The organism is Ruegeria sp. YS9, assembly GCF_024628725.1.
In the GTDB taxonomy this organism is placed as follows: Bacteria; Pseudomonadota; Alphaproteobacteria; order Rhodobacterales; family Rhodobacteraceae; genus Ruegeria; species Ruegeria atlantica_C.
Map to the genome: position 1 here is coordinate 1318687 of NZ_CP102409.1, position 26393 is coordinate 1345079.

Annotated in this window: 29 protein-coding genes; 13 read left to right on the top strand and 16 right to left on the bottom strand. The window is 58.3% G+C overall.

Annotation, left to right across the window (positions count from 1 at the left end):
* The first annotated feature begins 28 nt into the window (after window positions 1-28).
* Window positions 29-1288 (top strand): VWA domain-containing protein, encoded by a 1260-nt coding sequence (locus tag NOR97_RS06685; protein WP_257600629.1) that lies wholly within the window; start codon window positions 29-31, stop codon window positions 1286-1288.
* A 4-nt stretch (window positions 1289-1292) separates the two neighbouring features.
* Here the strand turns inward: NOR97_RS06685 and NOR97_RS06690 are convergent, their stop codons facing one another.
* Window positions 1293-1793: a hypothetical protein gene (locus tag NOR97_RS06690; RefSeq protein WP_171613864.1), complete on the bottom strand. Its 501-nt coding sequence runs from the start codon at window positions 1791-1793 to the stop codon at window positions 1293-1295.
* A 229-nt stretch (window positions 1794-2022) separates the two neighbouring features.
* Here NOR97_RS06690 and NOR97_RS06695 point away from each other — a divergent pair, with 229 nt between their 5' ends.
* Window positions 2023-2991: an XdhC family protein gene (locus NOR97_RS06695; RefSeq protein WP_171613866.1), complete on the top strand. Its 969-nt coding sequence runs from the start codon at window positions 2023-2025 to the stop codon at window positions 2989-2991.
* Window positions 2988-3989 carry a molybdopterin-binding protein gene (locus tag NOR97_RS06700; RefSeq protein ID WP_257600631.1) on the top strand — a complete coding sequence of 334 codons (1002 nt, stop codon included), beginning with the start codon at window positions 2988-2990 and terminating at the stop codon, window positions 3987-3989. Before NOR97_RS06695 ends, NOR97_RS06700 begins: the two co-directional genes overlap by 4 nt.
* A 65-nt stretch (window positions 3990-4054) precedes the next feature.
* Here NOR97_RS06700 and NOR97_RS06705 read toward each other — a convergent pair whose 3' ends face one another.
* Entirely contained in the window at window positions 4055-4954 is a 900-nt protein-coding gene (locus tag NOR97_RS06705; RefSeq protein ID WP_257600632.1) for a MurR/RpiR family transcriptional regulator, read from the bottom strand.
* 88 nt (window positions 4955-5042) lie between these two features.
* Here NOR97_RS06705 and NOR97_RS06710 point away from each other — a divergent pair, with 88 nt between their 5' ends.
* The 3 genes from NOR97_RS06710 to NOR97_RS06720 are packed head-to-tail and all read left to right on the top strand — an operon-like array spanning window position 5043 to window position 7597.
* Window positions 5043-5816 (top strand): 3-keto-5-aminohexanoate cleavage protein, encoded by a 774-nt coding sequence (locus NOR97_RS06710; protein ID WP_257600633.1) that lies wholly within the window; start codon window positions 5043-5045, stop codon window positions 5814-5816.
* Window positions 5813-7129 carry an aspartate aminotransferase family protein gene (locus tag NOR97_RS06715; protein ID WP_257600634.1) on the top strand — a complete coding sequence of 439 codons (1317 nt, stop codon included), beginning with the start codon at window positions 5813-5815 and terminating at the stop codon, window positions 7127-7129. The genes NOR97_RS06710 and NOR97_RS06715 overlap by 4 nt, the downstream gene beginning before the upstream one ends.
* Before the next feature lie 54 nt (window positions 7130-7183).
* On the top strand, window positions 7184-7597 hold the full coding sequence (locus NOR97_RS06720; RefSeq protein WP_257600635.1) for a hypothetical protein: 414 nt from the start codon (window positions 7184-7186) through the stop codon (window positions 7595-7597).
* A 54-nt stretch (window positions 7598-7651) separates the two neighbouring features.
* Here the strand turns inward: NOR97_RS06720 and infC are convergent, their stop codons facing one another.
* From infC to cobA, 7 genes are all read right to left on the bottom strand, one after another.
* Entirely contained in the window at window positions 7652-8200 is a 549-nt protein-coding gene (gene infC, locus NOR97_RS06725) for a translation initiation factor IF-3 (protein WP_170344745.1), read from the bottom strand.
* A 158-nt stretch (window positions 8201-8358) separates the two neighbouring features.
* Window positions 8359-9192 carry a ferredoxin--NADP reductase gene (locus NOR97_RS06730; RefSeq protein ID WP_171639581.1) on the bottom strand — a complete coding sequence of 278 codons (834 nt, stop codon included), beginning with the start codon at window positions 9190-9192 and terminating at the stop codon, window positions 8359-8361.
* Between the two features lie 109 nt (window positions 9193-9301).
* Window positions 9302-9709, bottom strand: coding sequence for a DUF934 domain-containing protein (locus NOR97_RS06735; protein ID WP_170344527.1), 408 nt, complete (start codon window positions 9707-9709; stop codon window positions 9302-9304).
* Window positions 9706-10467, bottom strand: coding sequence for a phosphoadenylyl-sulfate reductase (locus NOR97_RS06740; RefSeq protein WP_257600638.1), 762 nt, complete (start codon window positions 10465-10467; stop codon window positions 9706-9708). The genes NOR97_RS06735 and NOR97_RS06740 overlap by 4 nt, the downstream gene beginning before the upstream one ends.
* Entirely contained in the window at window positions 10457-12121 is a 1665-nt protein-coding gene (locus tag NOR97_RS06745; protein WP_257600639.1) for a nitrite/sulfite reductase, read from the bottom strand. Before NOR97_RS06745 ends, NOR97_RS06740 begins: the two co-directional genes overlap by 11 nt.
* Before the next feature lie 65 nt (window positions 12122-12186).
* Entirely contained in the window at window positions 12187-12501 is a 315-nt protein-coding gene (locus tag NOR97_RS06750) for a DUF2849 domain-containing protein (RefSeq protein WP_170344520.1), read from the bottom strand.
* Window positions 12501-13331: a uroporphyrinogen-III C-methyltransferase gene (cobA, locus tag NOR97_RS06755; protein WP_306979653.1), complete on the bottom strand. Its 831-nt coding sequence runs from the start codon at window positions 13329-13331 to the stop codon at window positions 12501-12503. The genes NOR97_RS06750 and cobA overlap by 1 nt, the downstream gene beginning before the upstream one ends.
* A 90-nt stretch (window positions 13332-13421) precedes the next feature.
* On the opposite strand from cobA, the gene NOR97_RS06760 reads away from it, so the two are divergent.
* Complete coding sequence (locus NOR97_RS06760) at window positions 13422-13904, top strand: Lrp/AsnC family transcriptional regulator (protein WP_170344518.1); 483 nt, start codon at window positions 13422-13424, stop codon at window positions 13902-13904.
* Between the two features lie 134 nt (window positions 13905-14038).
* On the opposite strand, the gene NOR97_RS06765 is transcribed toward NOR97_RS06760, so the two are convergent.
* Window positions 14039-15220: a cytochrome P450 gene (locus tag NOR97_RS06765; protein WP_257600640.1), complete on the bottom strand. Its 1182-nt coding sequence runs from the start codon at window positions 15218-15220 to the stop codon at window positions 14039-14041.
* On the opposite strand from NOR97_RS06765, the gene NOR97_RS06770 reads away from it, so the two are divergent.
* The 5 genes from NOR97_RS06770 (at window position 15219) to NOR97_RS06790 (ending at window position 21757) form a co-directional block, all read left to right on the top strand.
* Complete coding sequence (locus tag NOR97_RS06770; RefSeq protein ID WP_257600641.1) at window positions 15219-17000, top strand: ATP-binding protein; 1782 nt, start codon at window positions 15219-15221, stop codon at window positions 16998-17000. The two genes, NOR97_RS06765 and NOR97_RS06770, sit on opposite strands and share 2 nt — an antisense overlap.
* Window positions 16997-18226 (top strand): sigma-54 dependent transcriptional regulator, encoded by a 1230-nt coding sequence (locus NOR97_RS06775; RefSeq protein WP_257600642.1) that lies wholly within the window; start codon window positions 16997-16999, stop codon window positions 18224-18226. The genes NOR97_RS06770 and NOR97_RS06775 overlap by 4 nt, the downstream gene beginning before the upstream one ends.
* A 362-nt stretch (window positions 18227-18588) precedes the next feature.
* On the top strand, window positions 18589-19590 hold the full coding sequence (locus NOR97_RS06780) for a DctP family TRAP transporter solute-binding subunit (RefSeq protein WP_171116152.1): 1002 nt from the start codon (window positions 18589-18591) through the stop codon (window positions 19588-19590).
* Window positions 19591-19703: 113 nt separating this feature from the next.
* Window positions 19704-20381 (top strand): TRAP transporter small permease, encoded by a 678-nt coding sequence (locus NOR97_RS06785; RefSeq protein WP_152457843.1) that lies wholly within the window; start codon window positions 19704-19706, stop codon window positions 20379-20381.
* Window positions 20381-21757: a TRAP transporter large permease gene (locus NOR97_RS06790; protein WP_170344513.1), complete on the top strand. Its 1377-nt coding sequence runs from the start codon at window positions 20381-20383 to the stop codon at window positions 21755-21757. The genes NOR97_RS06785 and NOR97_RS06790 overlap by 1 nt, the downstream gene beginning before the upstream one ends.
* Window positions 21758-21798: 41 nt before the next feature.
* Here the strand turns inward: NOR97_RS06790 and NOR97_RS06795 are convergent, their stop codons facing one another.
* The 3 genes from NOR97_RS06795 to NOR97_RS06805 form a co-directional block, all read right to left on the bottom strand.
* The gene (locus NOR97_RS06795) at window positions 21799-22605 is read right to left on the bottom strand and encodes a hypothetical protein (RefSeq protein WP_257600643.1); all 807 of its coding nucleotides are present in this window, start codon (window positions 22603-22605) and stop codon (window positions 21799-21801) included.
* A gap of 64 nt (window positions 22606-22669) precedes the next feature.
* Window positions 22670-23419 carry a triose-phosphate isomerase gene (tpiA, locus tag NOR97_RS06800; protein WP_257600644.1) on the bottom strand — a complete coding sequence of 250 codons (750 nt, stop codon included), beginning with the start codon at window positions 23417-23419 and terminating at the stop codon, window positions 22670-22672.
* A 148-nt stretch (window positions 23420-23567) separates the two neighbouring features.
* Window positions 23568-23933 (bottom strand): iron-sulfur cluster assembly accessory protein, encoded by a 366-nt coding sequence (locus NOR97_RS06805; protein ID WP_170344510.1) that lies wholly within the window; start codon window positions 23931-23933, stop codon window positions 23568-23570.
* Window positions 23934-24105: 172 nt separating this feature from the next.
* Between NOR97_RS06805 and NOR97_RS06810 the strand changes: the two genes are divergently transcribed.
* Window positions 24106-24492, top strand: a complete 387-nt coding sequence (locus tag NOR97_RS06810) for a hypothetical protein (RefSeq protein WP_257600645.1) — start codon at window positions 24106-24108, stop codon at window positions 24490-24492.
* Between the two features lie 227 nt (window positions 24493-24719).
* Here the strand turns inward: NOR97_RS06810 and NOR97_RS06815 are convergent, their stop codons facing one another.
* The 3 genes from NOR97_RS06815 to NOR97_RS06825 form a co-directional block, all read right to left on the bottom strand.
* Window positions 24720-25082 carry an SUF system Fe-S cluster assembly protein gene (locus tag NOR97_RS06815; protein ID WP_152457849.1) on the bottom strand — a complete coding sequence of 121 codons (363 nt, stop codon included), beginning with the start codon at window positions 25080-25082 and terminating at the stop codon, window positions 24720-24722.
* Between the two features lie 94 nt (window positions 25083-25176).
* Window positions 25177-25455: an NfeD family protein gene (locus tag NOR97_RS06820; RefSeq protein ID WP_170344509.1), complete on the bottom strand. Its 279-nt coding sequence runs from the start codon at window positions 25453-25455 to the stop codon at window positions 25177-25179.
* A complete protein-coding gene (locus NOR97_RS06825) occupies window positions 25455-26345 on the bottom strand; it encodes an SPFH domain-containing protein (RefSeq protein ID WP_170344508.1) in 891 nt (296 codons plus the stop codon). Before NOR97_RS06825 ends, NOR97_RS06820 begins: the two co-directional genes overlap by 1 nt.
* Between the last annotated feature and the right edge of the window lie 48 nt (window positions 26346-26393).

Sequence of the window (26393 nt, forward strand, 5' to 3'; positions counted from 1 at the left end):
CATGGGGCCAGAGCCCCCATTACGTCTGATGGCCGAGCAAATCCCGCTGGATATTCCCGACAACCCGAAGCTGGCGCAGAACATCACCCATTTTGCCCGCGCGCTGCGGAAGGCGGGGCTGCCGATTGGTCCGGGGCGCGTGATCGATGCAATTCGCGCGGTACAAGCTGCGGGTTTCACCCAGAAACGGGATTTCTACTGGACGCTGCACGCCTGTTTCGTGAACCGCCCCGAACATCGCACGGTGTTTGCACAGGTCTTCCGAATGTACTGGCGCGACCCGCGATATATGGAACACATGATGGCCATGATGCTTCCTGCCATTCGGGGCGTGCAGGAGGATCGCAAGGCGGATGCTGGCGAAAAACGCGCGGCTGAGGCCCTTCTGGACGGTGTCGAACAGGACGCGCCCGAACAGCCGGTGCAAGACGAAGGCGAAACCGAAATCGAGATTGATGCAACGCAGACGGCATCGTCCGAGGAGCGTCTTCGCAATCTGGACTTCGAACAGATGAGCACCGCCGAAATCGCGCAAGCCAAGCGCGTTCTGGCGCGGTTGACCCTGCCGGTCAAACCGATTGAATCGCGCCGCGGACAGGCCAGTCATCTGGGGCACCGTATCGACCGCGCCCGCACCTTGCGCGCAGCCATGCGGCAAGGGGGCGAATTGCGCGATATCGCACGGCTAGAGCCCAAACCGCGGTGGCCAAACCTTGTGGCCCTGTGCGACATCTCAGGTTCAATGAGCCAGTACAGCCGTGCCATCCTGCATTTCCTGCACACGGTCTCGAACGCCAAGGGGGCAGGTTGGGCCAAGGTTCATGCCTTCACTTTCGGCACACGCCTGACCAATATTACCCGCCACCTGCATCATCGGGACGTTGACGCAGCGCTTGCAGCTGCCGGGGCCGAGGCGCAGGATTGGGAAGGGGGCACACGCATCGGCGACTGTCTGCATCAGTTCAACAGAGACTGGTCAAGACGTGTCATGGGGCAGGGGGCCGTTGTTCTGCTGATCACCGACGGTTTGGAGCGGGGTGACCCGGAGAGCCTCGAGAAAGAGATCGAGCGGCTGCACCTGTCCTCAAAACGCCTGATCTGGCTGAATCCGCTGCTGCGCTGGGACGGGTTTGCCCCCAAGGCTCAGGGGGTGGCAGCCATGCTGCCCCATGTCGACAGTTTCAGGGCAGGGCATTCCATAGCCTCGCTCGAAGATCTGGCCTCTGTGATCTCACAACCCGATGACCAGGGGCAGAAAGCACGGCTGTTGGCCGCGCTTTCCGAATAGTTGCCTATGACAACTGTTCTTCGTTGCACTTACGCGCCATCTCCATGGCTTTGTACGTGCCGGTCAGATCGACGGTAAATGCATAGGATGTCTCGGGAAACACGATCATGACCTTTTTCTTGGCCAGATCATCCGCGAATTGCGGGCTGTCTGACAGGACATAGCCACCGGAATAGCCCTTGGTGATATTGCCTTTCATGCCTGTGGCTTCACCCAGATAGATGTTGTCCCCGATCAGGATGGCCACTTCTTGCGTCTCGCCACGTTTGATGTCGGTCTCGGCTTTGGTGAACACCCCCACATATCCCACGCCGCGATCTTCGGTCAGGCCCATCTGAACGACGTTTTCCGCATCGTCCACGGCCTCGATCAGGCAGGACTTCTTTTCGTTGTCGATGAAGACTTTCCAGCCTTCTACTTCTCCGTAGCGTTCGAATGTGTCAGCCCACGCTGCGGTTGAAGTCAAAAGGCCAACCACTGCGCCCAGTGCAAGAAAATGTTTCAACTGCTTGTCTCCGAAAAAATGTGTTTGATACGCGGCTCGGTCGCTTGGCCGGCTGCCCGCGCAGGCTAAAACCCGTGGCACTAACAATCAATGCTGTGATTTCTTGAATGCAGTTCAGGCCTTAGCTTCTGCTCGCTGGGTTCAATATAGACGTTTTGACAGGGGCGTCGCGCTTTTCATCACGCCAATCCTGCTTATGTTGGGAAACAGACGACGTCTGGAGGTTCTGATGGAGCGATTCGACAACAGCCCGGAAACGGCACTGAAGTGGCACCGCGATGGCAGCGGCGCCGCCCTTGCCACGGTTGTCGAAACCTGGGGCAGCGCGCCGCGTCGGGTTGGTTCCCAGCTGGTGATCGGCGGCGATGGCCGGATCGAAGGCTCGGTGTCGGGCGGCTGTGTCGAAGGCGCGGTGATCGTCGAAGCGCTTGAGGCCATTGACGAAGGCGAAGCCCGCTTGCTGGAATTCGGGGTGAGCGACGAAGATGCCTTTGCGGTCGGGCTGGCTTGTGGTGGAACCATTCGCGTCCTCGTCGAACCCGTTGGAAAGGTTCTGCCCGAACCGATGCTGGCGGAACTGGTTGCAGCCCGCGCAAGGCGCGAACCCATCGCTTATGAAGTCAATACCGATACCGGGCACAGAGCCTTGCGCCGAAACGCCTATGCCGAACGGCTGCGCATGGATCGATCAGGTTTTGAAGAAGATGGCCGGACCTTTGTGGCCGTTCACAACCCGCCGCTGCGATTGATCATTGTCGGTGCGGTTCACATCGCGCAGGCGCTGGTGCCGATGGCGCGAATTGCCGGGTATGATCCGACCATTATCGACCCGCGCGACGCATTTGCCTCCAACGCCCGTTTCCCGGGGGAAACGATCCTCACGGATTGGCCGGATGAGGCCGTTGCAAAACTCGGGCTGGATGCGCGCACCGCAATTGTCCTGCTGACGCATGATCCAAAGCTGGATGATCCGGCATTGCAAGCTGCACTGGATGCGGATGTGTTCTATATCGGTGCATTGGGATCGACACGCACCCATTCCAAACGCGTCGAACGTATGAAGGCGGCGGGTTTCAGTGATAAGCAAATCTCGAGGATTCATGGGCCAATCGGGTTGGATATCGGGGCTGCCGGCCCATCCGAGATTGCCGTTGCAGTTCTGGCGCAGATGACGGCCGTTCTACGAGGCAGGGCATGAGGTTTGGTCCGGTAGCAGTCTCCGAAGCGAAAGGTGCCATTCTAGCCCATTCGGTGACGGCTGACGGGCAAAAGCTGCGCAAGGGGCTGTCACTGCGGGCAGAGCATGTGGCGCAGTTGACGCAGGCGGACATCCGCGAAGTGATCGTTGCCCGCCTTGAACCCGGCGATTGCCACGAAGACGAGGCCGCACGTCATTTGGCCGCAGCTCTTGCGCCAGATGCGGCGTCGGCCAATCTGCGCGTGACCGATGCGTTCACCGGCCGGGTCAACCTGTTGGCGGACGGGCCGGGCGTGGCGGTTCTGGATGTGGATGCGCTGGAAATGTTCAATCGGGTCAACCCGATGATTACGGTTGCGACGGTTCCGCAATACCAGCAGATGGGCCCGAAGGGCATGGTCGCTACCATCAAGGTAATCTCATATGCCGTGCCAGAAGCAGATGTTCGGCGGGCCGCCAATCTGGCGCAAGGGGCCGTGCGTCTGGCAAGACCCGTTCACAAGACGGCAGGTTTGATCGTTACGGATATCCCCGGAGGCCCCCCCAATGACAAGGGGATCGCCGCCATTCGCGGACGGACCGAAGCCCTGGGTCTGGATTTGTGTGATGTGCAGATCGTGCCGCATCGCGTGGATGCGCTGGCCAAGGCGGTTTCCAGAACGACCGGTGATTTGCTGATGATCCTGACTGGTTCCGCGACCTCGGACCCGGACGATGTTGCGCCGTCTGCTGTTCGGCTTGCCGGCGGGCAGGTGGATCGGTTCGGTATGCCGGTTGATCCGGGGAACCTGCTGTTTCTGGGTTCGATGCAGGATCGACCGGTGATCGGGTTGCCCGGGTGCGCGCGATCTCCGGCGTTGAACGGGGCGGATTGGGTTCTGTCACGGGTTGCCTGCGGGATCGAAACGACCGGGGCAGATATTGCCGGAATGGGTGTCGGGGGATTGCTGAAGGAAATCCCGACCAGACCTCAGCCGCGCGCCAAACGAAAAGAATGATCCGCTGCTGATCCTGAGCGGGGCTGAATTCTGAGGTTGACGCCAGAGGCTTTGACGGATCCGGCCTATGGTTTTCTGAGCTTTGGCAATACGCCGTGTCGCCAATATGCTCCGGTATCCTCCCGCGCTTTCTGATAGGCATCCACTCTTTCTCTGGCGGTCTCTCCGCCGGCGTCAAACAGATGCCCCAGCAGACATTCAAGAACGGCCATTGCCCCCGAAAAACTGGAAAACGGGTGCAAGGTTCGTGTGCTGACAGGCAGGACGACATCCGGTTCCACCCCCGGCGCGATAACCTCGCTATCCGACAACAGGATGATGCGCATCGAACGGTCCCGAGCATACCGCATCGCCTGAATCGTGTCGGCGGAATAGGGGTGAACCGTGATGGCGAACAGACAATCCTCGGCGGTGGCTTCGACCAGATCGTCGATGGCCGAACCCATGTGGCGGGGCACCAGCTGAAGCCCGGGATGGGCCATGCGTCCGGCGTAGTGAAAGTAATAGGCCAGCGCATGGCTGGATCGTGTGGCCGTCACATAACAGCGGCGCGCCGACCTGATGTGCGCGACGGCCTGTTTAGTCAAATGAGGGGCCATGAGGCGCAGCGATCTGGACACGACGTTTATTTCGTTCTGCGCAAACCGTGCCTGCGCCGCACCAAACTGCCCTTGTTCCTTTAGGTGTTCCAGCCAGTCCTGCCCAAACCTGTCCTCACCGTCGGTTGTCAGAGCGCTTCGAAATGGGCGTCGAAAAGCGTTAAAGCTGTCAAACCCCATGCGTTGCGCCAGCCGGATCAGAACGTTCGTGCTGATGCCGATGCGATCGGTGGTGGTTCGGATCGAATTCAGCGCAAACTCGGCGGGATGATCGATGATGTACTTTACAGCGACCTGCATTTGCGCAGGCATTTCATCGATCTCGCGGCGCATTTGCGTAACGATGGCAGTTAGAGCGCGGGTCATGCGACAAGCAAAACATATGTTTTCCAATTGGTAAATTGAAAACGAAACTTGAGATCATTAGCTGAGGACAGACGAACACGAGGGCGCAATGACCGAGAGCACAGTGAAAACCACCGGGCAGCCATATATACTGGTTGCTCCGAACGGGGCCCGGCGGGGCCGCGCGGATCACCCGGGCTTGCCAGTCACGACGGATCAGATCGTCGCAACGGCGCGGGGCTGTCACGAGGCTGGTGCGAATGGCATACACCTGCATGTACGGGATGCCGACGGACACCACACGTTGGATGCCGGATTGTATCGCGAAACAATCGCGGAACTGAAAAGGGTGGTGCCGGGCATGGATGTGCAGATCACCACCGAGGCAGCAGGCGTGTTCGACGTATCGTCACAGTTTGAATGTCTGCAACGGGTCCGGCCTGAATGGGCCTCGATTTCAGTCCGGGAAATCGCGCGGGCCCTTGATCTTGCGCCTCGGGTCTATGCGCTATGTGCGGCTCAGGGCACGCGGGTTCAGCATATTCTCTACGATTCAGAAGATGTGAAGCTGCTGGAAGACTGGCAGTCAAAAGGTATCGTCCAGACGGACCAGACAGACCGGTTGCTTGTGTTGGGGCGCTACAGTCAAAATCAGCAATCCGTGCCAACGGATCTGGATGCGTTTCCGTCCAGCCCGGCCAATTGGATGGTGTGCGCTTTTGGGACGCAGGAACATGACTGTCTGGTCGAAACCGCACGGCGCGGCGGCGATCTGCGTGTTGGATTCGAAAACAGCCTGACGGCACCGGATGGCACGCTCTGGGCTGACAACGCGGCCTCGGTCGCGGCTTTGGTTGAAACACTTGGAAGGACCGGAACATGAGCCATGTTTTCCCACGCCACACCAAATCTGAACTTCCCGTCGCGGCGGGTGGCGACGGCGCTTACCTGATCGATGCCGACGGCAAGCGATATCTGGATTGCGGCGATGCGGCCGTGTCCTGTCTGGGGCATTCCAATCCGGCAGTGATCCGGGCCGTGCAACAGCAGGTGGAGCAGATCGCATTTGCCCATACCGGGTTCATGACCTCGGAACCGGCCGAGGCATTGGCGGATCTGCTGATCCAGCACGCGCCGGGGGATCTGGACCGGGTGTATTTCGTCTCGGGCGGGTCCGAGGCGACCGAAGCGGCCATCAAATTGGCGCGCCAGTATTTTCTGGAAATCGGGCAGCCCGAGCGCCGCCACGTGATCGCGCGCAAGCAAAGCTACCATGGCAACACTCTGGGGGCCTTGTCTGCCGGGGGAAATGCCTGGAGACGGGCTCAATTCGCGCCGATGCTGATCGAAATGACCCATATCTCGGCCTGCTATGAATATGCCGAAAAGCCCGGGGATGAGAGCAGCTTTGACTATGGTCAGCGCGTCGCCAACGAGCTGGAGGCGGAAATTCTGCGCCTTGGGCCTGAAACGGTTATGGCCTTCATGGCCGAGCCGGTTGTCGGCGCTACGCTTGGCGCGGTTCCGGCGGTTGAGGGGTATTTCAAACGCATCCGGGAAATCTGCGACCAATACGGCGTGCTGCTGATTCTGGATGAGGTGATGTGTGGCATGGGGCGCACCGGTCATTTGTTCGCCTGTGATCACGACGGTGTTGCACCGGATATTCTGTGCATCGCCAAAGGGTTGGGCGCAGGATATCAACCGATCGGGGCGATGCAGTGCACCGATAAGATTTTCGGTGCGATTCGGGATGGGTCAGGGTTTTTTCAACATGGGCACACCTATATCGGCCATCCTGTCGCCACGGCTGCGGCTCTTGCGGTGGTCCGTGAACTGACAGAGCGTGATTTACCGGCGCGCGCCGGACGCATGGGCAGCAAACTGCAATCCGCACTGGAAGCCGCGTTTGGACAGCACCCGAATGTGGGCGATTTGCGTGGCCGTGGCCTGTTCCGGGGTGTGGAACTGGTGGCCGATCGCGAGACGAAGAACCCGTTTGATCCATCCCTGGGCATTGCCGGAAAGATAAAGAAGGCAGCACTTGCCGAAGGGTTGATCTGTTATCCCATGGCGGGCACCCGGGATGGCCGGAACGGAGACCATATCCTGCTCGCGCCGCCTTTCATCATAGAAGAGGACCAGGTAGGCGAACTTGTCAGCAAACTGGAACGCTCTTTTTCAGCCGTTTTCTGACAATACCGTGAGCACCCTGTTTGCCTGCGACACGTTTGCTATGTGTCGTGGGCAATGGATCTGGAAAAGGCGACGTCCATGGTGCTGGATATCTGGCGCAGTTTCCGAGCGCTCCCTTCCTGGGTGCAGATCTGGGTGGCCGTTGTTTTGGTGCCGGTAAACCTGCTTCCGTTGGCATTTCTGGATCAGCCACAGGGGTACCTGATTGCATTGCTTGCAGTTTCAGGCATGGCGCTGAACGTACCGATCATGGTGGCTGCCCGCGGGATGAGCGGTGCGATGGCCTTGCCGCACATTCTGTGCTGGGTGCCACTGGTCATCATCGTGACGCTTCTGTTGTTTTCCGAAGACCCCCTGAGCCCAGCCTTTGCCGGCTTTCTCCGGGTGCTTCTGATCGTCGATATCACCTCGCTGGTGTTCGATTTCCGGGACGTGGCCCGTTGGTTGAAAAGCAGGAAGGCGACTTAAAAAAAGCCCCTTCAAAGGCGAAGGGGCTTTGTTCGTTTCGGTATTTGGGCCGGGTTATTTCTGCGGAAGGGGGCCGATCATCATGATCATCTGACGGCCTTCCATTTTCGGCATGTTTTCGATCTTACCCAGTTCTTTGACGTCCTCAGCGACACGCTCCAGCAATTCGCGGCCCAGGTTCTGGTGTGCCATTTCGCGGCCACGAAAACGCAGGGTGACTTTCACCTTGTCGCCGTTTTCCAGAAACTTGAAGACGTTGCGCATCTTCACGTCATAGTCATGCGTGTCGGTGTTGGGTCGAAACTTGACCTCTTTCACCTCGATGATCTTTTGCTTCTTGCGGGCTTCGGCTTCGCGTTTCTGCGTTTCATATTTGAATTTGCCGAAGTCCATGATCTTGCAGACCGGTGGGTTCGCATTGGGCGAAATTTCGACCAGATCAAGACCGGCATCGGCGGCCATCTGCATGGCTTTGGCGGGATGAACCACCCCGACATTTTCACCTTCGGCACCAATCAGGCGGATTTCGGGGGCACGGATCTTGTCATTGACGCGCGGGCCGGTGTCACGTTGTGGCGGCGCGTTGTGAGGTCTGCGGGCTATGGGTTCATTCCTTTGATAATTGCAGAATTTCGAGCCCGGAATTTAAACCGGGCCGAGCCGCACTTCAAGCGTCATAAACACCGGTAGTTGCGAAAAAACAGTGTTTTGTTCGGTGTTTTTTGCGTTCGGGGCCACAAAGCTCTGAACGCAGCCTGCCTTTAGCCGACAAAGGCTTTTTCAATCACGAACTCCTTGGGTTCGGAATTCGCGCCTTCGCGCAGACCGAAACCCTCAAGGATTTCCTTGATGTCCAGATTGAATGCCAGCGAACCGCAGACCATGGCGCGGTCGGTTTCGGGCTTGATTCCGCCTTCGATGCCCAGATCCCTGAACACGGTACCATCCTTCAGCAGGTCGGTGATCCGACCCATCTTGGGGCTCTCTTCGCGCGTGGTCGTCGGGTAATAGCGGATCTTGTCAGCGAAGCCTTCGCCAATCAGTTCGGCCAGCATTTCATCCTGACGGATGCTGTCGATCAATTGGCGGCCATATTCCAGTTCAGCCACTTCGCGGCAGGTGTGGGTGATGATGACCTCGTCATAATCTTCATATGTTTGCGGTTCACGCAGCAGCGAAGCAAACGGGGCAAAGCCGGTGCCGGTTGCAAAGAACCACAAACGCTTGCCGGGCAGCAGGGCGTCATGCACCAATGTGCCAACCGGCTTGGGGCGCAGGATGATCTGGTCACCGGGCTTGATATGCTGGAGCTTCGACGTCAGCGGGCCGTTCTGAACCTTGATCGAATAGAACTCCAGCTCATCGTCCCACGAAGGCGAGGCGATTGAATAGGCGCGCAGCAATGGCTTGCCATTGTCGCCCAGCAGACCAATCATCACGAACTCGCCCGAGCGAAAACGCAGCGAGGCGGGGCGCGTCACCTTGAAAGAGAACAGGCTGTCGGTCCAATGCTTGACCTCGGTTACGGTTTGCGCGTCCGGCAGGACGGGGGCCTTCACGGCAGTTGCTTCGCTCACGGGCTTCATCTCTGTCATCGTTTACCTGCCGGTCTGCTAAACCGACATCTCCGTTTAATCATTGATCCAGGTCAGGAAAAGGGGACAGATTGCCCCCTTTGTGTCACAAGCCGGCGATGTGCGGCTTTTAACCGCGCAAACGGGCCTGATAGTTGTTCTCTTTCCAGTTGGCCCGGGAAAGCCACTGATCTTCGGGCTGGCGGTCTGCCAGGTCTCCGTCAATCTCAACTTCGTCAAAGCCGCTGCGACGCGCCATGGCGTATTGGTCTGCCAGAACATGACCCTTGGCGCGCAAGCGTCCCGTATAGCCCTTCAGGCGCAGGGTGCGGGCGATGGTAAAGCCGCGACCGTCGGCAAAGGATGGAAAATCCACCCGGACCAACCTGGCACTGCCCAAACGGTCAAAAAGCTCATCCGGGTCCGTGTCCGAGCTGACGTCCAGCGCAACCACGTCATTTGCGGCATCGTCCAGAGTGACAAAGCCGTCGGTCCAGTCATCGGGCGAAAAGCCCTCATCCGTTACGATTACGTTCATGTTTTCTCTCCGATGCGCACCATCTTGCCATCGACAAAATGTATGCCGCATTCTTCCTTGTTCTGATCGCGCCAGCGTCCGGCGCGGGGGTCTTCGCCTTCTTTGACCGGCGAGGTGCAGGGCGCACAGCCGATCGATGGGTATCCCTTGGCCACCAGCGGATGCCGGGGCAGGTTGTTTTCTTCCATATAGGCGCGCACATCGCCCGGCGCCCAATGGGCCAGCGGATTGACCTTGATCCGGCCCGTGCCATCTTCGACCTCGAAGAACTCGAGCGCGGCGCGCGTGCCGGACTGGAACCGTTTCCGGCCGGTAATCCAACCGCAATAGCCTGTCAGGGCTTGTTGCAACGGAAAGGTCTTGCGCAGGTTGCAGCACGCATCCGTATCCCGCAGGCGTAGCGCGCCATAGGGGTCTTCGCGTTGCAGTTCTTCGTCATCCGCCCGAATGATCTTGATGTTCCTGAGCCCCAGACGCTCGCTGACTTCCTGTTGGTATTCCAGCGTTTCGGTAAACAGCAGTTGAGTATCCACGAACAACACCGGTGTCATCTTGTCGACCACCGCAGCCATATGCAGCAACACCACCGATTCCGCACCGAAGCTTGAGACCAGAGCAAGTTCGTCGATCTCTTCAAGGGCGCCATGCATCACGTCATGGGCGCTGTGGTGACGGAACCGGGCATTCAATGCGTTGACCTTCTCAGTCAGGTCGCTGCGGTCTTTGCCCAGTTCCGTTTGGATCAGGTCAAGCGGCATTCGCCCGAGCCTCGGGGTAGAGGGCGGCCTTGAACGGCTCCATGCCGACGCGGCGATAGGTCATCAGAAAGGTCTCTTCAGCACTCTCGCGCAGATCCAGGTAGGTGTCGACGATGCGTTCCACGGCCGGCACGATCTCATCATAGGCAAAGCCCGGACCGGTGCGGTCGCCGATTGCGGCCGTCTCGGTGGCGTCACCACCCAGGGTGATCTGGTAGTTTTCGACGCCTGCACGATCCAGACCCAGGATGCCGATATGGCCCACATGGTGGTGGCCACAGGCGTTGATGCAGCCCGAGATCTTGATCTTCAGGTGCCCGATGTCATGCTCCAGCTTCAAATCCTCAAAGCGGGCCGCGATTTCCTGAGCAACCGGGATCGAGCGGGCCGTCGCCAGCGCGCAGTAATCCATGCCGGGGCAGGCGATGATATCGCTGATCAGGCCGATATTGGCGGTGGCCAGTTCGTGTTCCTTCAGCTTCGCATGAATGGCAGGCAGGTCCGATTTGTGGACATGCGGCAGGATCACGTTCTGCTCATGGCTGATACGCAGCTCGTCATAGGCGAACTCTTCGGCCAGATCGGCCATCACGCGCATCTGCTCGGCGGTCGCATCACCCGGCGTTGCCCCGTGCTTCTTGATCGAGATCGTGACGATCGAGTGGTCCGCCTGCTTGTGCGGCGCGATGTTGGTATCGACCCACGACCGGAAAACCGGATCGTTGGTATAGGCGCTTTCAAACGACGCAACCGAACCTTCGCGGAAGGCCGGAGGCGCAAAATGGCCCTTGATCTCATCCAGCAGGGCCATGTCGGCGCCCTTGAACTGCGGGCGCACCTGCAAGAAACGCGCGTTCACCTTGGCGCGGATGGCGTCGATGCCGTGTTCATGCACGGTGATCTTGATGCGCGCCTTGTACTTGTTGTCGCGGCGACCGATCTGGTTCCAGACCGAGACGGTGGCTTCCAGATAGGCCAGCAGATCATCGAATGCGACGAATTCGGACAGTTCCTTGCCGATCATGGGCGTCCGGCCCAGGCCGCCACCGACGATGACGCGCGCGCCCAGAACGCCGTCACGTTCGACCAGTTGCAGGCCGATGTCATGCGCTTTGATCACGGCGCGGTCGTTTTCCGAACCGGTAATCGCGATCTTGAACTTGCGCGGCATGAACTGGAATTCCGGGTGGTCGGTCGACCACTGGCGCAGAAGCTCAGCATAGGGGCGCGGGTCGGCGACCTCATCCGCTGCGGCACCGGCGAAATGGTCGGCGGTCACGTTGCGGATGGTGTTGCCCGAGGTCTGGATGGCATGCATGCCGACCTCGGCCAGTGCGTCCAGCATGTCCGGCACATCTTTCAGTTTCGGCCAGTTGTACTGGATGTTCTGACGGGTGGTGAAATGGCCATAGCCCTTGTCCCACTTTTCTGCCAGCAGGGCCAATTGGCGCATCTGGGCGCTGTTCAGCGTGCCGTAGGGAATGGCCACCCGCAGCATGTATGCGTGCAGTTGCAGATACAGGCCGTTCATCAGGCGCAGCGGCTTGAATTCGTCTTCGGTCAGCGAGCCGTCAATGCGGCGCTCGACCTGAGCACGGAACTGCGCGTTACGCTCTGCCAGGAAATCTTTGTCAAACTCGGAGTAGCGATACATGTCTAGCTGTCCTTGGTTGCAGCCCCGAACCCGGGGCCTTGAAGGGGAGAGAGAAGGGCCAGAGGTCAGGCCCGGGGCTGCGGGGAAGCTTCCTGTTTGCCGTGGGCATAGTTGGACGGACCAGTGCGGCGGAAGTCTTCCCGGAAATGGGTGGGCTCGGGGCCGTTTTCGCCAGCAACGGCATCGGCCAGATAGGCGCCCACGATTTTGTTTGCCTGACGCGCGGCATCCAGCAGGCGAACCTGCGCATGTGCCTCGTCGGTGATCAGTTCTGCTTCGCTCAGGTCACGGGACCAGCGGTCATCTTCGGTCAGATAAACCACGTCACCTTCGAGCAAGTCATTTGCAGTGACGACTTTGGGGGTAAAAGCGCGGGCCATCAGGCAAGCTCCTTGTTGAATTCGGTTACAGCCTGCGTCGCTTGGCGCGGGGCAAGGCCATAGAAAGTCAGGGCCGGTCCATCCATTTCGGCGGCGGCCAGATCGGTGGGCAACTGGTCCAAGGTGGTGGCCAAAATCCGTTGGTCTGGGCGCGATGCATTCTCGACCAGGGTAATGGGCGTGGCGCGATCGGCGCCGTGCATGATCAGACGGCCCTGAATGAACCGAGCGGATTTCTTGCCCATGTAGATCGCTGCAACGGAACCCGGCTGAGCCAAAGCGTTCCAATCGTGATCCGCGAATCCTCGCATGTCGTGCCCGGTCAAAAACCGCACCGATGAGTTGCGCCCGCGGCGGGTCAGGCTTTGGCCGATGCCAGCCACTGCGGCAGAGGCCGCCGTGATGCCGGGAATGATCTGCCAGGGTATACCGGCCGCATCCACGGCCTCGATTTCTTCGTCCAGACGACCAAAGACCGTGGGATCACCCGATTTCAGCCGCACCACGCGGTTGCCATTCAGGGCGTATTCAACCAGAAGCGCGTCGATATCACTTTGCTTCCACGAGGGGCCGAACCCGGCCTTGCCGACATCTACCAAAACGGCCTTTTGAGCGGCCATGTCCAGCACGGGTTTGCTGATGAGGCGATCGTGCAGCACCACATCCGCCTGCTCAAACGCAGTCAGCGCCTTGAGCGTCAGCAACTCGGGGTCACCGGGCCCAGCGCCGACAAAGTCGACATGGCCTATGGGGTTGGTCGTGTGAAAATCCTGCATCGGATCGTCTCGGGTGTTGTTTGACTTGACCCTCAATATAGGAAATATTCCCATCAAAGCGCCATATCGCGGCTGAAATAAGGACAAATGTTCCGAAATTCGGGAAAACCGGAACAGGGGCATCGAAACAGAAGGAAAATTGGAATGTCGGTGCGGATAGACGACACGGATCGAAAAATTCTGGCCGAGCTGCAACGGGACGCAGGCCAATCTTTGGACGAAATTGCGGCTCGGGTCGGCAGTTCAAAGACGCCTGTCTGGAATCGCATTCGCAAGCTCAAAGGGGCGGGAATCATCGGCCAGCAAACGGTTCTGCTGGATGCCGAGGCACTTGGGTTCGAAGCCACCTTTTTTGTTTTGATCCGCACCTCGGAACATGAGGCGGATTGGCAACGTAAATTCCTGAAAGCATTGAAGGATCACCCCGAAGTGCAAGAGGCGCACCGGTTGGCGGGTGATATCGACTATATTCTGAAGGTCCGGGTCAAGAACGCACGTGCCTATGATCAGTTCTACCAGTCGCTCATCTCGGAGGTGCGCGTGCATAACGTCACGGCGTTGTTGTCCATGGAAGAGATCAAATCCACGACGATGCTGCCGCTGAATGCGTTGGCCAAGGGGGCTTAGAAACCGAGGCTCTGCCGCCTCCACCCGTTCCGCGCGCGTTCTTCGGGGTGTTTTGAGCCAGATGAGTTGATGGGGGGCATCCGGCCGGATTCATAAGCGCCAGAGGCATCGGCAATCTGCGCGAGTTGGAATGGTCAAGTTCTGACCAACAGCTGATTCAACCCGTGAAAGTGATAGCTGTCCGAATAATGCGGTGGTGCAACCAGTTGCAGGTCTGGACAGCTTTCGAACAGGATCGGCAAAGCGATACGCATTTCCAGACGCGCCAGAGGTGCCCCCACACAGAAATGAATTCCGCCCCCAAAGCTTGCGTTGACTTCAATCGGACGGCGCGGCTGAAACATGTTCGGTTCAGCCCAGACAACGGGGTCGCGGTTGGCCGCGCCAAGCAACAATGCCACTTGATCGCCGCGTTTGAATGAATGGCCGAACAGGTCGACGTCCTCATAGGCGTAACGCGTGAACATGTGCAGAGGCGGGTCATAGCGCAGGATCTCTTCGATGGTTGCGTCGAGTCCATCCGGTGCCAGGACGTCGGGGCCGGCACCAGTCTGCAACAGGGTTTTCACCCCGTTCCCCAGTGAATGCACGGTAGCCTCGTGGCCTGCGTTAAGCAGCAAGATGCAGGTGGCAACCAGTTCGTCCAGTGACAGTTTCTGGCCTTCTTCTTCGGCGCTTATCAACCGGGTTATCAGATCGTCCCGTGGATCATTGCGCCGCAACGCTATGTATTCCTTCAGGAATTCGGTGAACTCCTGTGATGATTTGGCGGCCCTGTCTTCGGTGTCCTGCGTGCGGTTGGCCTGATACATGGCAACCATATCGTGTGACCACTGTAACAGGTCGGGCGCCATCGCTTCAGGGACGCCCAAAAGCCGGCAGATCGTGATCACGGGCACCTGAGTGCAATAGGCTTCCAACAGATCGAACGACTTATGAGGGAAGCCTTTGATCAGGTCGTGGCAAAGGTCTTCGATGGACGGTTGCAGCGCAGAAATCGCCCGTGACGTGAAGGCGCGCATAACCAACGACCGAAGGCGTGTGTGCCTGGGTGGTTCTGCTTCAAGCAGTGAATGGGCCTCGATGGCCAGCCAGGGCGCCAGGTGGGCTGGACCTTGCTCTGCCAGTTCGGGCGGTACCTCGCGGCCAAATCTGCGGTCCCGAAACAGGGCGCGAACCGCGCGGTATGAAACCGCGGCGACCATATCGTAGTCCTGCCAATAGAACAGATCGCCTGCGCGTCGCGTCTTGTCGTAGAACGGGTAGGGGTTTTGGACGAAACCCGGGTCTGTCGGCGATTGCGAAAAAGACTTCATGCGCCTCACACTTGCCATGCGGCGCGTTGAATGCAAGACCCTGTCTATGCACAGGGTTTGGTTCATTTCCGGTTTTTTGCTCGCCGTCGGGCTATTGTCGGGGTTTGTCTGGTCTTATGGCTATCGACAGGCCCTGTCTCAGTTGAGCGAGAAGGCAGAGGCCGATCTTGAGCTGGCGGCTGACCGGCTGAGCACGCAGATGCAGGTGTACCAGGAACTTGCCGTGCTGATGGCGACACATCCCGTTTTGCATGAACTGGAAACCCAGGCCGACAGACGCCAGGCTCGGGAAATGCTGCTGGACGTTGCAGACAAGACTGCCGCCGTAAACATGATGTACCTGGATACGAACGGGCAGGTGCTGGTATCGGCGCAGCCGGTGTCCCAGCGCAACATGGCCGGGCACCCAGCTTTCCGCCGCGCGATGCAGGGCGCCCTAGGCAGTGCGCATGAGGTTGTACCTTCGGGCGATGACCGGATCTATTCCTACGCCGCCCCCGCTTTTGGCCCGTCTGGCCAGATCGAAGGCGCGCTGATGGTTGTTGCTGATGTTCAGGACGTTGAACAGACGTGGCGCGGCAGTACCGAAGCGGTTTTCTTTGTCGATTCCGATGGTGTTGTTTTCATTTCCAACAGATCCGACCTGTTGTTCTGGCGCCAGGCGGACGGTGAGGCGGGATTGACGCCGCCAGATGGCGCGACCGTTGATTTTTCTTCAAAACAGGTCGGCAGGCACGAGTTGTGGCATTTGAACTGGGGGCGTTACCTGCCACGAGATGCGCTGCATCTGACCCTTGATTTGCCGGTTATCGACATGACTGCCGAGGTTCTGGTGGATGTGGCACCGGCCCTTCAGCTTGCCAGGCTACAGGCGGCGGCCGTCGCGGCGATCTGTCTGGCCTTCGGGGCAATGCTCTTTCTTGCCATGGAGCGGCGGCGGGCACTGGCTGAAGCGAATGCCGTTCTGGAAAGCCGTGTGGCCAAACGTACCCATGACCTGACGGTAGCAAATGCCAGCTTGCGCAAGGAAGTGACGGAACGGGAAGAAGCCGAGGCGGCGCTGCGGCGGGCCCAGGCGGACCTGGTTCAGGCGGGGAAGCTCAGCGCTTTGGGACAAATGTCGGCGGGGATCAGTCATGAACTGAACCAGCCGCTTATGGCCATACGGCAATTTGCGGATAACGGCTCAGCGTTCATGACGCGGGGAAAACCTGAAATGGCCGCCGAGAATCTGGGCCGGATCTCGGAAATGGCGGCGCGGATGGCGCGGATCATCAAGAACCTTCGCGCCTTTGCCCGCAACGAAAGCGAACCAATGGGGCGTGTTGACCTGATACAGGTTCTCAACACCGCTGTTGAACTGACAGAGGCCCGCCTGCGAGACGACGATGTAACCCTGAACTGGACCACCCCGAATGGCGCTGTGTATGTTTGGGGGGGTGAAGTACGTTTGGTGCAGGTATTCGTGAATCTGATCAACAATGCGGCGGATGCAATGCTGGGGCGACCAAAACGGATTATAACGATAACGCTGCGAAAAGGTGCCCGGCTGAGTGTTTCCCTACAGGACACAGGCCCCGGCATTGAAGACCCCGATCGGATGTTCGAGCCCTTCTATTCGACGAAAAGCGTTGGATCGTCGGAAGGTTTGGGGCTGGGGCTTTCGATTTCATACGGGCTGGTTCAAAGTTTCGGTGGTGATATTCGGGGCGCGAACACGGCGGATGGGGCCATGTTCACCGTCGAACTGGAACCTTGCGACAAGGAAGAGGCCGCATGATGCGCAGGGTTTTGTTGGTCGATGATGATGCAGCCGTACGCGAGGCCCTGTCTCAGACTCTGGAATTGGCGGACTATCTGCCAACGACTGCGGGGTCTTTTGTGGCGGCCAAGGATCACATCAGTCGCGATTTTCCCGGTGTCATCATCTCGGATATCCGCATGCCGGGGCGGGACGGATTCCATCTTTTGTCATATGCCCGAGAGGTCGATCCGGATCTTCCCGTGGTTCTTCTAACGGGTGAGGGCGATATTCCCATGGCCGTCGATGCCATGGGAAAGGGTGCGTTCGATTTTCTGGAAAAGCCGTGCGCCGCTTCCGACCTTCTGGAGGTGCTTGAACGCGCCTTTGCATCCCGTTCGCAAGTATTGGAGCAAAGGGCGGCGAAATCCGAGCTGGAACGAGGAGACCCGGCCGCGCGTTTGCTGTTCGGTCTGTCGCCGCAGGCCGAGGCCCTGCGCGAGCGGGTTCGGACCGTCGCTCCGACAGGTGCCGAAGTTCTTGTGACGGGACCGCCAGGCAGCGGCATCTCGAAGGTCGCCGAGGTCGTGCATCTGATGTCACCAGCAGGGCAGGGCCCGTTTGTCAAACGCACGGCCTCCAGCCTCAGCCCCGACGACCTGGCCAAAAGCTGCGAGGATGCGGCAGGTGGGTCATTGTTTCTGGACGAAGTCTCGGCCATGCCCCATGCCACGCAATTTGCGGCGTTGGAGATCATCGAGCAGGGGCCGGGCGGGCGTATCATTGCGGGAACGACCGCTGATCTTTCAGCGCTGAGTTCTGAAGGCCGGTTCAATGCAGACCTGTTTTACAGGCTGGATGTCATGCGGGTGCGTATTCCATCGCTGGCAGAACGCCCCGACGACATTCCGGTGATCTTCCGCCATTACGTTGCACAGGCCGCAGAACAGGCGGGGATCGTGGCGCCGGAAATCTCGTCCGAGCATCTGGCGTCGCTAATGGCCAGCGACTGGCCGGGGAATGCGCGATCCCTGATGTCAGCCGCGATGCGCTTCGTGCTGGGAATGCCGGAAGAAGTCGCGCAGGCAACTGATCTGGGGCTCAGCGAACAGATGGCGCGGGTGGAGCGGTCGCTGCTCATCGCGGCGCTGGGTCGTCACAACGGCAAGGCATCAGATGCGGCGAAGGCATTGAAACTGCCGCGCAAGACATTTTACGACAAGCTGGCACGGTACCAGATTCGGGCCGAGGATTACCGGCGGTAACGGTCGGGCTCCCGCCACCTTTTTCCGCATTAACATGCGTCTAAAGCTGTTGGGCCGGGCAGCCCGCTGTCGCGGGCTGCGGTTTCGCACCAGTTGATTCGGGTGTTTTGATTCGCAGGGTGTGCGGATTTCCGCACAAACTGGAAGATTGCTGTGCGGAATCTCGCACTCGGGGTTTCGAATGGATCGAGTATACATTGCAAAACGCTTCATAACATTTTGAAATAAATAATATTAATAGAAAATTGAGGGGCAAAAAACAAATCGTTGAGTGGATCGTGCCGATTCGTTTCACTTCGCTTCATCTGACACCGAATTGGTGTCGAAGGACAGTTTCAAGGAAGTCTGGGAGGAAAAGACAGATGAAATTCCTGACAACGGCCGCAACCGCTCTGGCGCTGACAGTCACAGCCACCGCAGGCATGGCAGCCTGTGACGATGGTGAAATCGTCGTCAAGTTCGCGCATGTGACCAACACTGACAAACACCCCAAGGGCATCGCCGCATCGCTGCTGGAACAGCGCGTCAATGATGAGATGAACGGCGTGATGTGCATGGAGGTCTATCCGAACTCGACCCTGTACAACGACGACAAGGTGCTGGAAGCGATGTTGCAGGGCGACGTTCAGCTGGCCGCGCCGTCACTGTCGAAGTTCGAGAAGTTCACCAAGCAGTTCCGCCTGTTTGACCTGCCGTTCATGTTCAAGAACATCGATGCAGTGGATGCATTCCAGGCTTCGGCTGATGGTCAGGCGATGAAGGACAGCATGCAGCGCCGTGGCCTTCAGGGTCTGGCCTTCTGGCACAACGGCATGAAGCAAATGTCGGCCAACAAGCCGCTGGTCGATCCGTCGGATGCAAACGGTCTGAAGTTCCGCGTGCAGTCTTCGGACGTTCTGGTGGCACAGATGGAGGCCATTGGTGGCAGCCCGCAAAAAATGGCGTTCTCGGAAGTTTACGGCGCGCTGCAACAGGGGGTTGTGGATGGTCAGGAAAACACCTGGTCGAACATCTATGGCAAGAAGTTCTTCGAGGTGCAGGACGGCATCACCGAGACCAACCACGGCATCATCGACTATCTGGTCGTAACCTCTGTCGACTGGCTGGACAGCCTGGATCCGGACGTACGTGACCAGTTCCAGACCATTCTGGCTGAAGTCACGGAAACACGGAACAAAGAGGCCTTTGCCGTGAACGAAGCAGCCAAAGCTTCGATCGTTGAAGCAGGCGGTGTCATCCGCGAATTGACCCCGGAACAGCGTCAGGCCTGGGTTGATGCGATGAAGCCTGTTTGGGACCAGTTCGCAGGTGACGTGGGTCAGGACAAGATCGACGCGGCTCAGGCCATCAACGCCGGCTTCTGAATCTGGCTAAAGGCCGCGCGTCCGGGGACTGGGGAGTATTCGACGCGCTGGCCGGGCGGGCTGAACAAGCCCGCCCAACACTCTCTCATCACAAAAAATGCGGGGACAGAAAGATGTCTGGTGCGAATTCCGGCCAAGGCGGGCTGGTCGACCATATCGAAGAAACCCTGATCGCGTGTCTGTTGGGCCTGATGACGGTCGTGACATTTGCCAACGTGATCGCGCGGTTTGTTTTCAATTCCAATATCCTGTGGGCGCTTGAACTGACGGTGTTCACTTTTGGCTGGCTGGTGCTGCTTGGCGCCTCTTACGCGGTCAAGAAACATTCTCATCTGGGTGTTGATGCGATCCTGAACATGCTGGCCCCAGCGCCGCGTCGCATCCTAGCGCTTATCGCTGTGGGGTGCTGTCTGGTGTTTTCGCTGCTGTTGCTGAAAGGCGCCTACGATTACTGGGCCGTCTTCGCGGATCTGCCGCCGACATCCGGACGCTGGTTCCCGACGGGGTTCAATTTCGACGCCCGCAGCCAGAGTTTCTACGAAGTGGACGATATCCCAATGGTCGCTCCGCTGCGGTTTCTGGAAGACCTGATCAACTATGGCGAAGGGTACGAGAAGCTGCCCAAGGTTGTGCCATACCTGGTGCTTCCGGTGTCGATGTTGCTGCTGGTGATCCGGTTCGCCCAGGTTGCCGTTCAGATCTGGCGTGGTGAAACAGACCGCCTTGTTGCCAGCCACGAAGTCGAGGACGAGATCGAAGAAGTCCGCGCTCAGCAGGGAGAGCACAACTGATGGACGTCGTACTTCTTTTCTCGATGGTCATTGGCCTGTTGCTGATCGGTGTTCCGATTGCAGTTGCGCTTGGCCTCAGCTCGACCCTGTTCCTGCTGATCTATTCTGATAGTTCGCTCGCATCTGTGGCGGGCACTCTGTTCGAGGCTTTTGAAGGGCACTTTACCCTGCTGGCGATCCCGTTCTTCATTCTGGCCTCGTCTTTCATGACGACCGGCGGTGTGGCGCGGCGGATCATCCGGTTCTCAATAGCCTGTGTCGGGCATTTGCCAGGCGGTCTGGCGATTGCCGGTGTCTTTGCCTGCATGCTGTTCGCAGCCCTGTCCGGGTCGTCTCCGGCGACCGTGGTCGCCATTGGCTCGATCGTCATCGCGGGGATGCGTCAGGTGGGCTATTCCAAGGAATTTGCCGCCGGTGTGATCTGCAACGCGGGGACGCTGGGTATTCTGATCCCTCCGTCCATCGTCATGGTCGTATATGCCGCCGCTGTTGAAGTCTCGGTTGGGCGCATGTTCCTTGCAGGTGTTATTCCCGGTCTGATGGCCGGTTTGATGCTGATGATCACCATCTATGTCATGGCCAAGGTCAAGAACCTGCCCAAGGGCGAATGGAAAGGCTGGGGAGAGGTCTTTGCCTCGGCCCGTGAGGCCGGTTGGGGTCTTTTCCTGATCGTCATCATTCTGGGTGGTATCTATGGTGGCATCTTCACGCCGACCGAAGCCGCCGCAGTCGCCGCGGTCTATGCGTTCTTCATTGCCAGCTTTGTGTACAAGGACATGGGCCCGCTGAGTACGGAAGAAGGCTCACGGAACCTGCCGCTGCTGAAAAAGCCCTATGCGCTGATCACGGCGTTCTTTCATCCGGACACCAAGCATACGCTGTTCGAGGCGGGCAAGCTGACGGTCACCCTGCTGTTTGTCATCGCCAACGCGCTGATCCTCAAGCATGTTCTGACCGACGAGCAAGTACCGCAGCATATTGCCGAGGCGATGCTGTCGGCGGGTCTTGGCCCGGTCGCTTTCCTGATCGTGGTGAACGTGATCCTGCTGATCGGCGGTCAGTTCATGGAACCGTCTGGCCTGCTGGTCATCGTGGCGCCCCTGGTGTTCCCGATCGCTATCGAGCTGGGCATCGACCCGATCCATCTGGGTATCATCATGGTGGTCAATATGGAGATCGGGATGATCACGCCTCCGGTTGGTCTGAACCTGTTCGTGACTTCGGGCGTTGCTGGTATGCCGATGATGAGCGTTGTGAAGGCGGCGCTGCCGTTCCTGGCCGTGCTGTTCGTCTTCCTGATCATGGTGACGTATATTCCATGGATTTCGACCTTCCTGCCCAACACGTTCATGGGCCCCGAGATCATAACGAACTAGCAGGAAAAACCCGTTCCGAACCGGCGCGCGGTTCGGAACCCTCAGGTCGGGTGGCCGTATTTCGCCAGATAGTCCCTGACCCACCGGATGCCTCCGTACGCCCGCCGCCGGCGCGCGCCCCAGGATCCGATGTTGTCATTGACAAGTTCGTGCGGATTGGGCCGTCCGTTGAAGATCACGATCTTGGGACGTCGCGGCAGTTTCCGGTATGGCTTGTAGATCAGGCCGAACGGCCAGTACGGCACCAGGTGAATCAGGCCGGTGCACCAGTTCTTGGGGAAACACCGGCGTTTGTAGGCCTGGGCCGAGATATAGTCCTGGTCGTTTTCGTATTTCGGCAAATGGATGTCACCGTCAAAGGCGTCGAACAGGTGGAACTGCTCTGACGGGAAAAAGGCCACCACGGATGAATTTCCACGGGTGACCTTGTTCATCAGCCACGGCACAAGGTCCCAGACGCCAGCCGGAATCATCCGCCAGACGAAGCCCCGGAACTTGGGCATAAGATACAGCCCGCCCTTGTCCAGCGTAATCTGGAACAGCGGATCGAGATCACCGGTGATCAGCAGGTCGAGGTCCAGGAACAGTGCCGCATCGTATTGGCCGACGATCCGGCGGTCGAACATCTGAAGCTTGGGCCATTTTCCATGCGCCCACAGCGGGCGGTCCAGCTGGGGAAAGGCAAAGGGCTGCTGTTTGATGCCGGGTTCGAGCCCCGTGAAATCATCGGAAATACAGATGAAATCATGTTCAAGCGACAGGTTGTCCTGAACCGCCCTGTACAGCAGGTTCACGTATTCGGGGCCATAGGCATCGCCCCATTTCATGCAGATGACACAGACTTTCATTGTTTCCGGTCCCAGGTTTCGGGTGATCGTGCGGCCAGGCCGCATTCAAGTGGCAGTAGATGGGTCAGGCCTGTTCGAGCGCCGAGATGATGCCCGAGAAATCACGGGCCTTCAGACTGGCCCCGCCGACCAGCGCACCGTCCACGTTCGACACGCCGAAAATTTCGGCCGCATTGCCGGGTTTCACCGAACCACCATAAAGCAGGCGGACGGAACGGCCCACACCTTCGCCAAAGCGGCGCTCCAGTCGGGCGCGCATGAAGTCGTGAACTTCCCCGATTTCTTCCAGGGTGGGAACTTTGCCGGTGCCAATTGCCCAGATCGGTTCATACGCGACGATCAGGTTCTCGCCGGTCGACTGATCCGGGATCGACCCGGACATCTGGCCGCCGATGATGTCGAGCGTATTGGCCGCTTCGCGCTGCTCAAGGCTTTCGCCGACGCAGATGATCGCTTTCAGCCCCGCATCCATCGCTGCGCGCGCCTTGGCCCGCACATCCTCGTCATGTTCTCCGTGGTCCACACGGCGTTCGGAATGGCCCAGGATGACCGATGTTGCACCGGCATCCACCAGCATATCCGCACTGATATCTCCGGTATGCGCGCCTGATTTTTCGGCATGACAGTCCTGACCGCCGACAGAGATGGCAGTGCCCTGAACGGCAATTGATGCGCGGCTGAGCAATGTGGCCGGCGGGCAAATCAGGATATCCACAGATGCTGTCGGGTGGATCTGAGACAGTGCCTTCAACTCGGTCAGCTCAGCGCCGGTCCCATTCATTTTCCAGTTCCCAGCCGCCAGTTTCTGCCGCATTTCGGTATCTCCCTGATCATCCGATGATTTTGGGATGCGGATAGCATTGTCAGGACCATCTTACAATTCTGCTCGCAGGTTGATCCCGGGCGGAAAAATCGAAGATCGGTCCGCATGCGACGTTCAATTGAAAGGTAATGAGGCGGGCTTAGCCTTGTTGGGCGATGTTTTCATCGAACTTGATCGATTCTCCGCAGCCGCAGGCATCGACGACGTTCGGGTTCTTGAATTTGAAGCCGGCTTCCAACAACGACACTTCGTAATCGATCTCGGTTCCGAACAGGAACATCTGGGCCATGGGCGCAATCATGATGCGCGCGCCATCCTGTTCGACGACTTCATCATGAGGATCTGCCTGATCGACATATTCCATGGTGTATTCCATGCCTGCACAGCCGCCTTTTTTGACGCCGATGCGCAAACCAGCGTGACCGCCTGATTTCATCAGGCGGGTAATCTGCTCTGCGGCTTTGGGCGTCATAGTCACAGCCTGTTTGCCGGGGATGCCGAACATGTAAGTCTCCGTTGTCGCGCGTTACACCCAATCTAGGGTCCAAGGCTCTTATGCTCAAGGCAAGGAAGCGCAAAGAATCCGAATTCGCTGTAAAGCTCTGGTGTGTCCGCGCAGCCGATCCGCAAACTTGCTTTGACGCACGATGCAGGAGTAGCATTGGCCCAATGGATTGATGACCCTTCATTTGGACGCTCGTGCAGAAAGAAAGAGAAATAAAATGAATAAGTTAACTGTCGATATTAAGGCATCAACGCTCATGATGGCACTGGTTTCCGTGACCGCCTGTGCGATGTCCGACGAAGCTTGGGCAGCCACGGGATCAGAACGGCATCCGGTGAATTGTGCAACGGCGGAAGGGGATCTGCGTGCGATTGCATCGGAAAAGAAACATGCGGAAGACAAACAATTGGAAAGCATTGCTGCCATAACTCCTGCCGGTGCTCTGTTGGGGCTGGTCACGGGGACCGAGCAAAAAAGGCTGCAAATGCTGTCAGGTGACTACATCAAGCAACTGGACGCCAGAGCGGCAGAGATCAAGGAAACCTGCAAACTGAATTGATCGCCGTTGTCGGAACGGCAAATGAAAAAAGGACCGTTCTCGGGCAAGAACGGCCCATGTTCTTGAGCTGGGACGCGGGGGGCGGTCATGGCATACCCAGCCGATGGCACAGCAAACGCGAATGCCACCGTCAGATGTTATCCGTCAGGAATGTGACAGGGACTGCATGATAAGGTGACGAAAATGCCAAAGTTTCGTGACAGTTGGCTGGGGCCTGTGCCGGATGGCTACATAAAGCCCAATTCCAGGCGCGCCTCATCTGACATCATCTCCATGCCCCAGGGCGGTTCCCAGGTCAGTTCGACATCAACTTCCTTGACGCCCGCAACAGGCTCAATGGCCTCGACAATCCAGCCGGGCATGTCGCCCGCGACCGGACATCCGGGTGCTGTCAGGGTCATGATGACCTTCACTGCGTTGTCCGGAGAAATGTCGATCGTATAGATCAGGCCCAGGTCATAGATGTTGACCGGAATTTCCGGATCGTAAACCGTGCGGCACGCTTCGACGACAGCCTCGTAAAGCGGGTGTTCAATCGTTGACGGCGCAATCAGCGGGGTGCCTTCAAACTGTTCGCTCGGGTGGGTCATCTTTGCCTCGGGTCAGTTGCCTGAGTGATTATATAGGGAATACCTGCAACAGCGTCCAGTGGGGGAGTGACGCTCGGGTGAGCGTCACTGTGTCTTAGTCGTTGATGTCATGCGTGAAGGTTTTGACCTGACCATGCGGCAAGGCAAACAGCCTGCGCAGGACAAGCCATGCGATCAACGAAAGAACTGCGAAGATCAGCGCGAGAACATGCAACGATACTGTCATGCCGGGGATGACCAGGATTAGACCGGTAATCGCGGCCCCGATCGCAAAGCCCAGAAAGATGAACCCGGGCAGAACGATTTCCAGGATCCCCAGAGCCAGCGCGGCCGCCAGCCAGATCCACCAGGTCAGCCAAAAGGGATCAGCCATCATCTACCTCCTTTGAGCATTTTGAACGCGTCACCAAAGGCTTCGAGTGCATTGGCAGGCACAACTATGGTCTGCTTGCCGGAACCGTTGCCCAGTGCATTAAGGGCCTCAACCTGCTTCAGCGCAACCTGATACTGTGCCGCTTCTATGCCATTGTCCTGAATTGCCTTGGCAACAACGCCGGTCGCATAAGCTTCGGCCTCGGCCTGAATGCGGCGGGCCTTGGCTGTTTGCTCGGCGGCATACAACTCGGCATCGGCCTGTAGCTCGACCGAGCGTTTCAGACCTTCGGCCTCGGTCACCTGCGCGCGGCGGGCGCGTTCTGCGTTCAGCTGTTGCAGCATGGCATCGCGGGTGGCCTGATCCAGATTCACATCCAGAATCTCGGCACGGGTCACTTCGATTCCCCAATCATCCACTGCGGTTTCAACGCTTTCCTGAATGCGTGAAATCAGTTGCGATCGGTTCGATTGTACTTCGTCGAGATCCATCTTGCCAATCTCGGCCCGGACAATGCCAGCAACGGTGGTTGCAATCGCACCATCAACATCGCGGATTCGATAGACTGTCTTTTCCGGCTCGAGAATACGGTAAAAGACTGAGGTGTCGATCTGCACCAGAACGTTGTCCTTGGTGATCGCGTCTTGCGTCGCGTTCGGTAACTGGCGTTCAAGGATCGAGATCTTGTGGCGGGCGACGTCCAGAAACGGAACAATGAAATTGATGCCGGGGCCAAGCACCGAATGCAGTCTTCCAAACCGTTCAACCACATATTTTTCGGATTGCGGAACGATCTTGATGCCCTTGAAAATAACGATGACCACCAGCACGGCGGCCAGCAGGTAAATGATGTTTGACGAAAGCAGTCCGATGATCTGATCTTCGGTCATTCTGTCCTCTTTTTATTGTGTACTATGGTATACATATGGGAATTGAGT

Coding starts and splice junctions, on each gene's coding strand:
- NOR97_RS06685 (WP_257600629.1), top strand. CDS start 29: ATGGCCGAGCAAATCCCGCTGGATATTCCCGACAACCCGAAGCTGGCG.
- NOR97_RS06695 (WP_171613866.1), top strand. CDS start 2,023: ATGGAGCGATTCGACAACAGCCCGGAAACGGCACTGAAGTGGCACCGC.
- NOR97_RS06700 (WP_257600631.1), top strand. CDS start 2,988: ATGAGGTTTGGTCCGGTAGCAGTCTCCGAAGCGAAAGGTGCCATTCTA.
- NOR97_RS06705 (WP_257600632.1), bottom strand. CDS start 4,954: ATGACCCGCGCTCTAACTGCCATCGTTACGCAAATGCGCCGCGAGATC.
- NOR97_RS06710 (WP_257600633.1), top strand. CDS start 5,043: ATGACCGAGAGCACAGTGAAAACCACCGGGCAGCCATATATACTGGTT.
- NOR97_RS06715 (WP_257600634.1), top strand. CDS start 5,813: ATGAGCCATGTTTTCCCACGCCACACCAAATCTGAACTTCCCGTCGCG.
- NOR97_RS06720 (WP_257600635.1), top strand. CDS start 7,184: ATGGATCTGGAAAAGGCGACGTCCATGGTGCTGGATATCTGGCGCAGT.
- NOR97_RS06730 (WP_171639581.1), bottom strand. CDS start 9,192: ATGACAGAGATGAAGCCCGTGAGCGAAGCAACTGCCGTGAAGGCCCCC.
- NOR97_RS06735 (WP_170344527.1), bottom strand. CDS start 9,709: ATGAACGTAATCGTAACGGATGAGGGCTTTTCGCCCGATGACTGGACC.
- NOR97_RS06740 (WP_257600638.1), bottom strand. CDS start 10,467: ATGCCGCTTGACCTGATCCAAACGGAACTGGGCAAAGACCGCAGCGAC.
- NOR97_RS06745 (WP_257600639.1), bottom strand. CDS start 12,121: ATGTATCGCTACTCCGAGTTTGACAAAGATTTCCTGGCAGAGCGTAAC.
- NOR97_RS06750 (WP_170344520.1), bottom strand. CDS start 12,501: ATGGCCCGCGCTTTTACCCCCAAAGTCGTCACTGCAAATGACTTGCTC.
- cobA (WP_306979653.1), bottom strand. CDS start 13,331: ATGGGAATATTTCCTATATTGAGGGTCAAGTCAAACAACACCCGAGAC.
- NOR97_RS06760 (WP_170344518.1), top strand. CDS start 13,422: ATGTCGGTGCGGATAGACGACACGGATCGAAAAATTCTGGCCGAGCTG.
- NOR97_RS06770 (WP_257600641.1), top strand. CDS start 15,219: ATGCGCCTCACACTTGCCATGCGGCGCGTTGAATGCAAGACCCTGTCT.
- NOR97_RS06765 (WP_257600640.1), bottom strand. CDS start 15,220: ATGAAGTCTTTTTCGCAATCGCCGACAGACCCGGGTTTCGTCCAAAAC.
- NOR97_RS06775 (WP_257600642.1), top strand. CDS start 16,997: ATGATGCGCAGGGTTTTGTTGGTCGATGATGATGCAGCCGTACGCGAG.
- NOR97_RS06780 (WP_171116152.1), top strand. CDS start 18,589: ATGAAATTCCTGACAACGGCCGCAACCGCTCTGGCGCTGACAGTCACA.
- NOR97_RS06785 (WP_152457843.1), top strand. CDS start 19,704: ATGTCTGGTGCGAATTCCGGCCAAGGCGGGCTGGTCGACCATATCGAA.
- NOR97_RS06790 (WP_170344513.1), top strand. CDS start 20,381: ATGGACGTCGTACTTCTTTTCTCGATGGTCATTGGCCTGTTGCTGATC.
- NOR97_RS06795 (WP_257600643.1), bottom strand. CDS start 22,605: ATGAAAGTCTGTGTCATCTGCATGAAATGGGGCGATGCCTATGGCCCC.
- tpiA (WP_257600644.1), bottom strand. CDS start 23,419: ATGCGGCAGAAACTGGCGGCTGGGAACTGGAAAATGAATGGGACCGGC.
- NOR97_RS06805 (WP_170344510.1), bottom strand. CDS start 23,933: ATGTTCGGCATCCCCGGCAAACAGGCTGTGACTATGACGCCCAAAGCC.
- NOR97_RS06810 (WP_257600645.1), top strand. CDS start 24,106: ATGACCCTTCATTTGGACGCTCGTGCAGAAAGAAAGAGAAATAAAATG.
- NOR97_RS06815 (WP_152457849.1), bottom strand. CDS start 25,082: ATGACCCACCCGAGCGAACAGTTTGAAGGCACCCCGCTGATTGCGCCG.
- NOR97_RS06820 (WP_170344509.1), bottom strand. CDS start 25,455: ATGGCTGATCCCTTTTGGCTGACCTGGTGGATCTGGCTGGCGGCCGCG.
- NOR97_RS06825 (WP_170344508.1), bottom strand. CDS start 26,345: ATGACCGAAGATCAGATCATCGGACTGCTTTCGTCAAACATCATTTAC.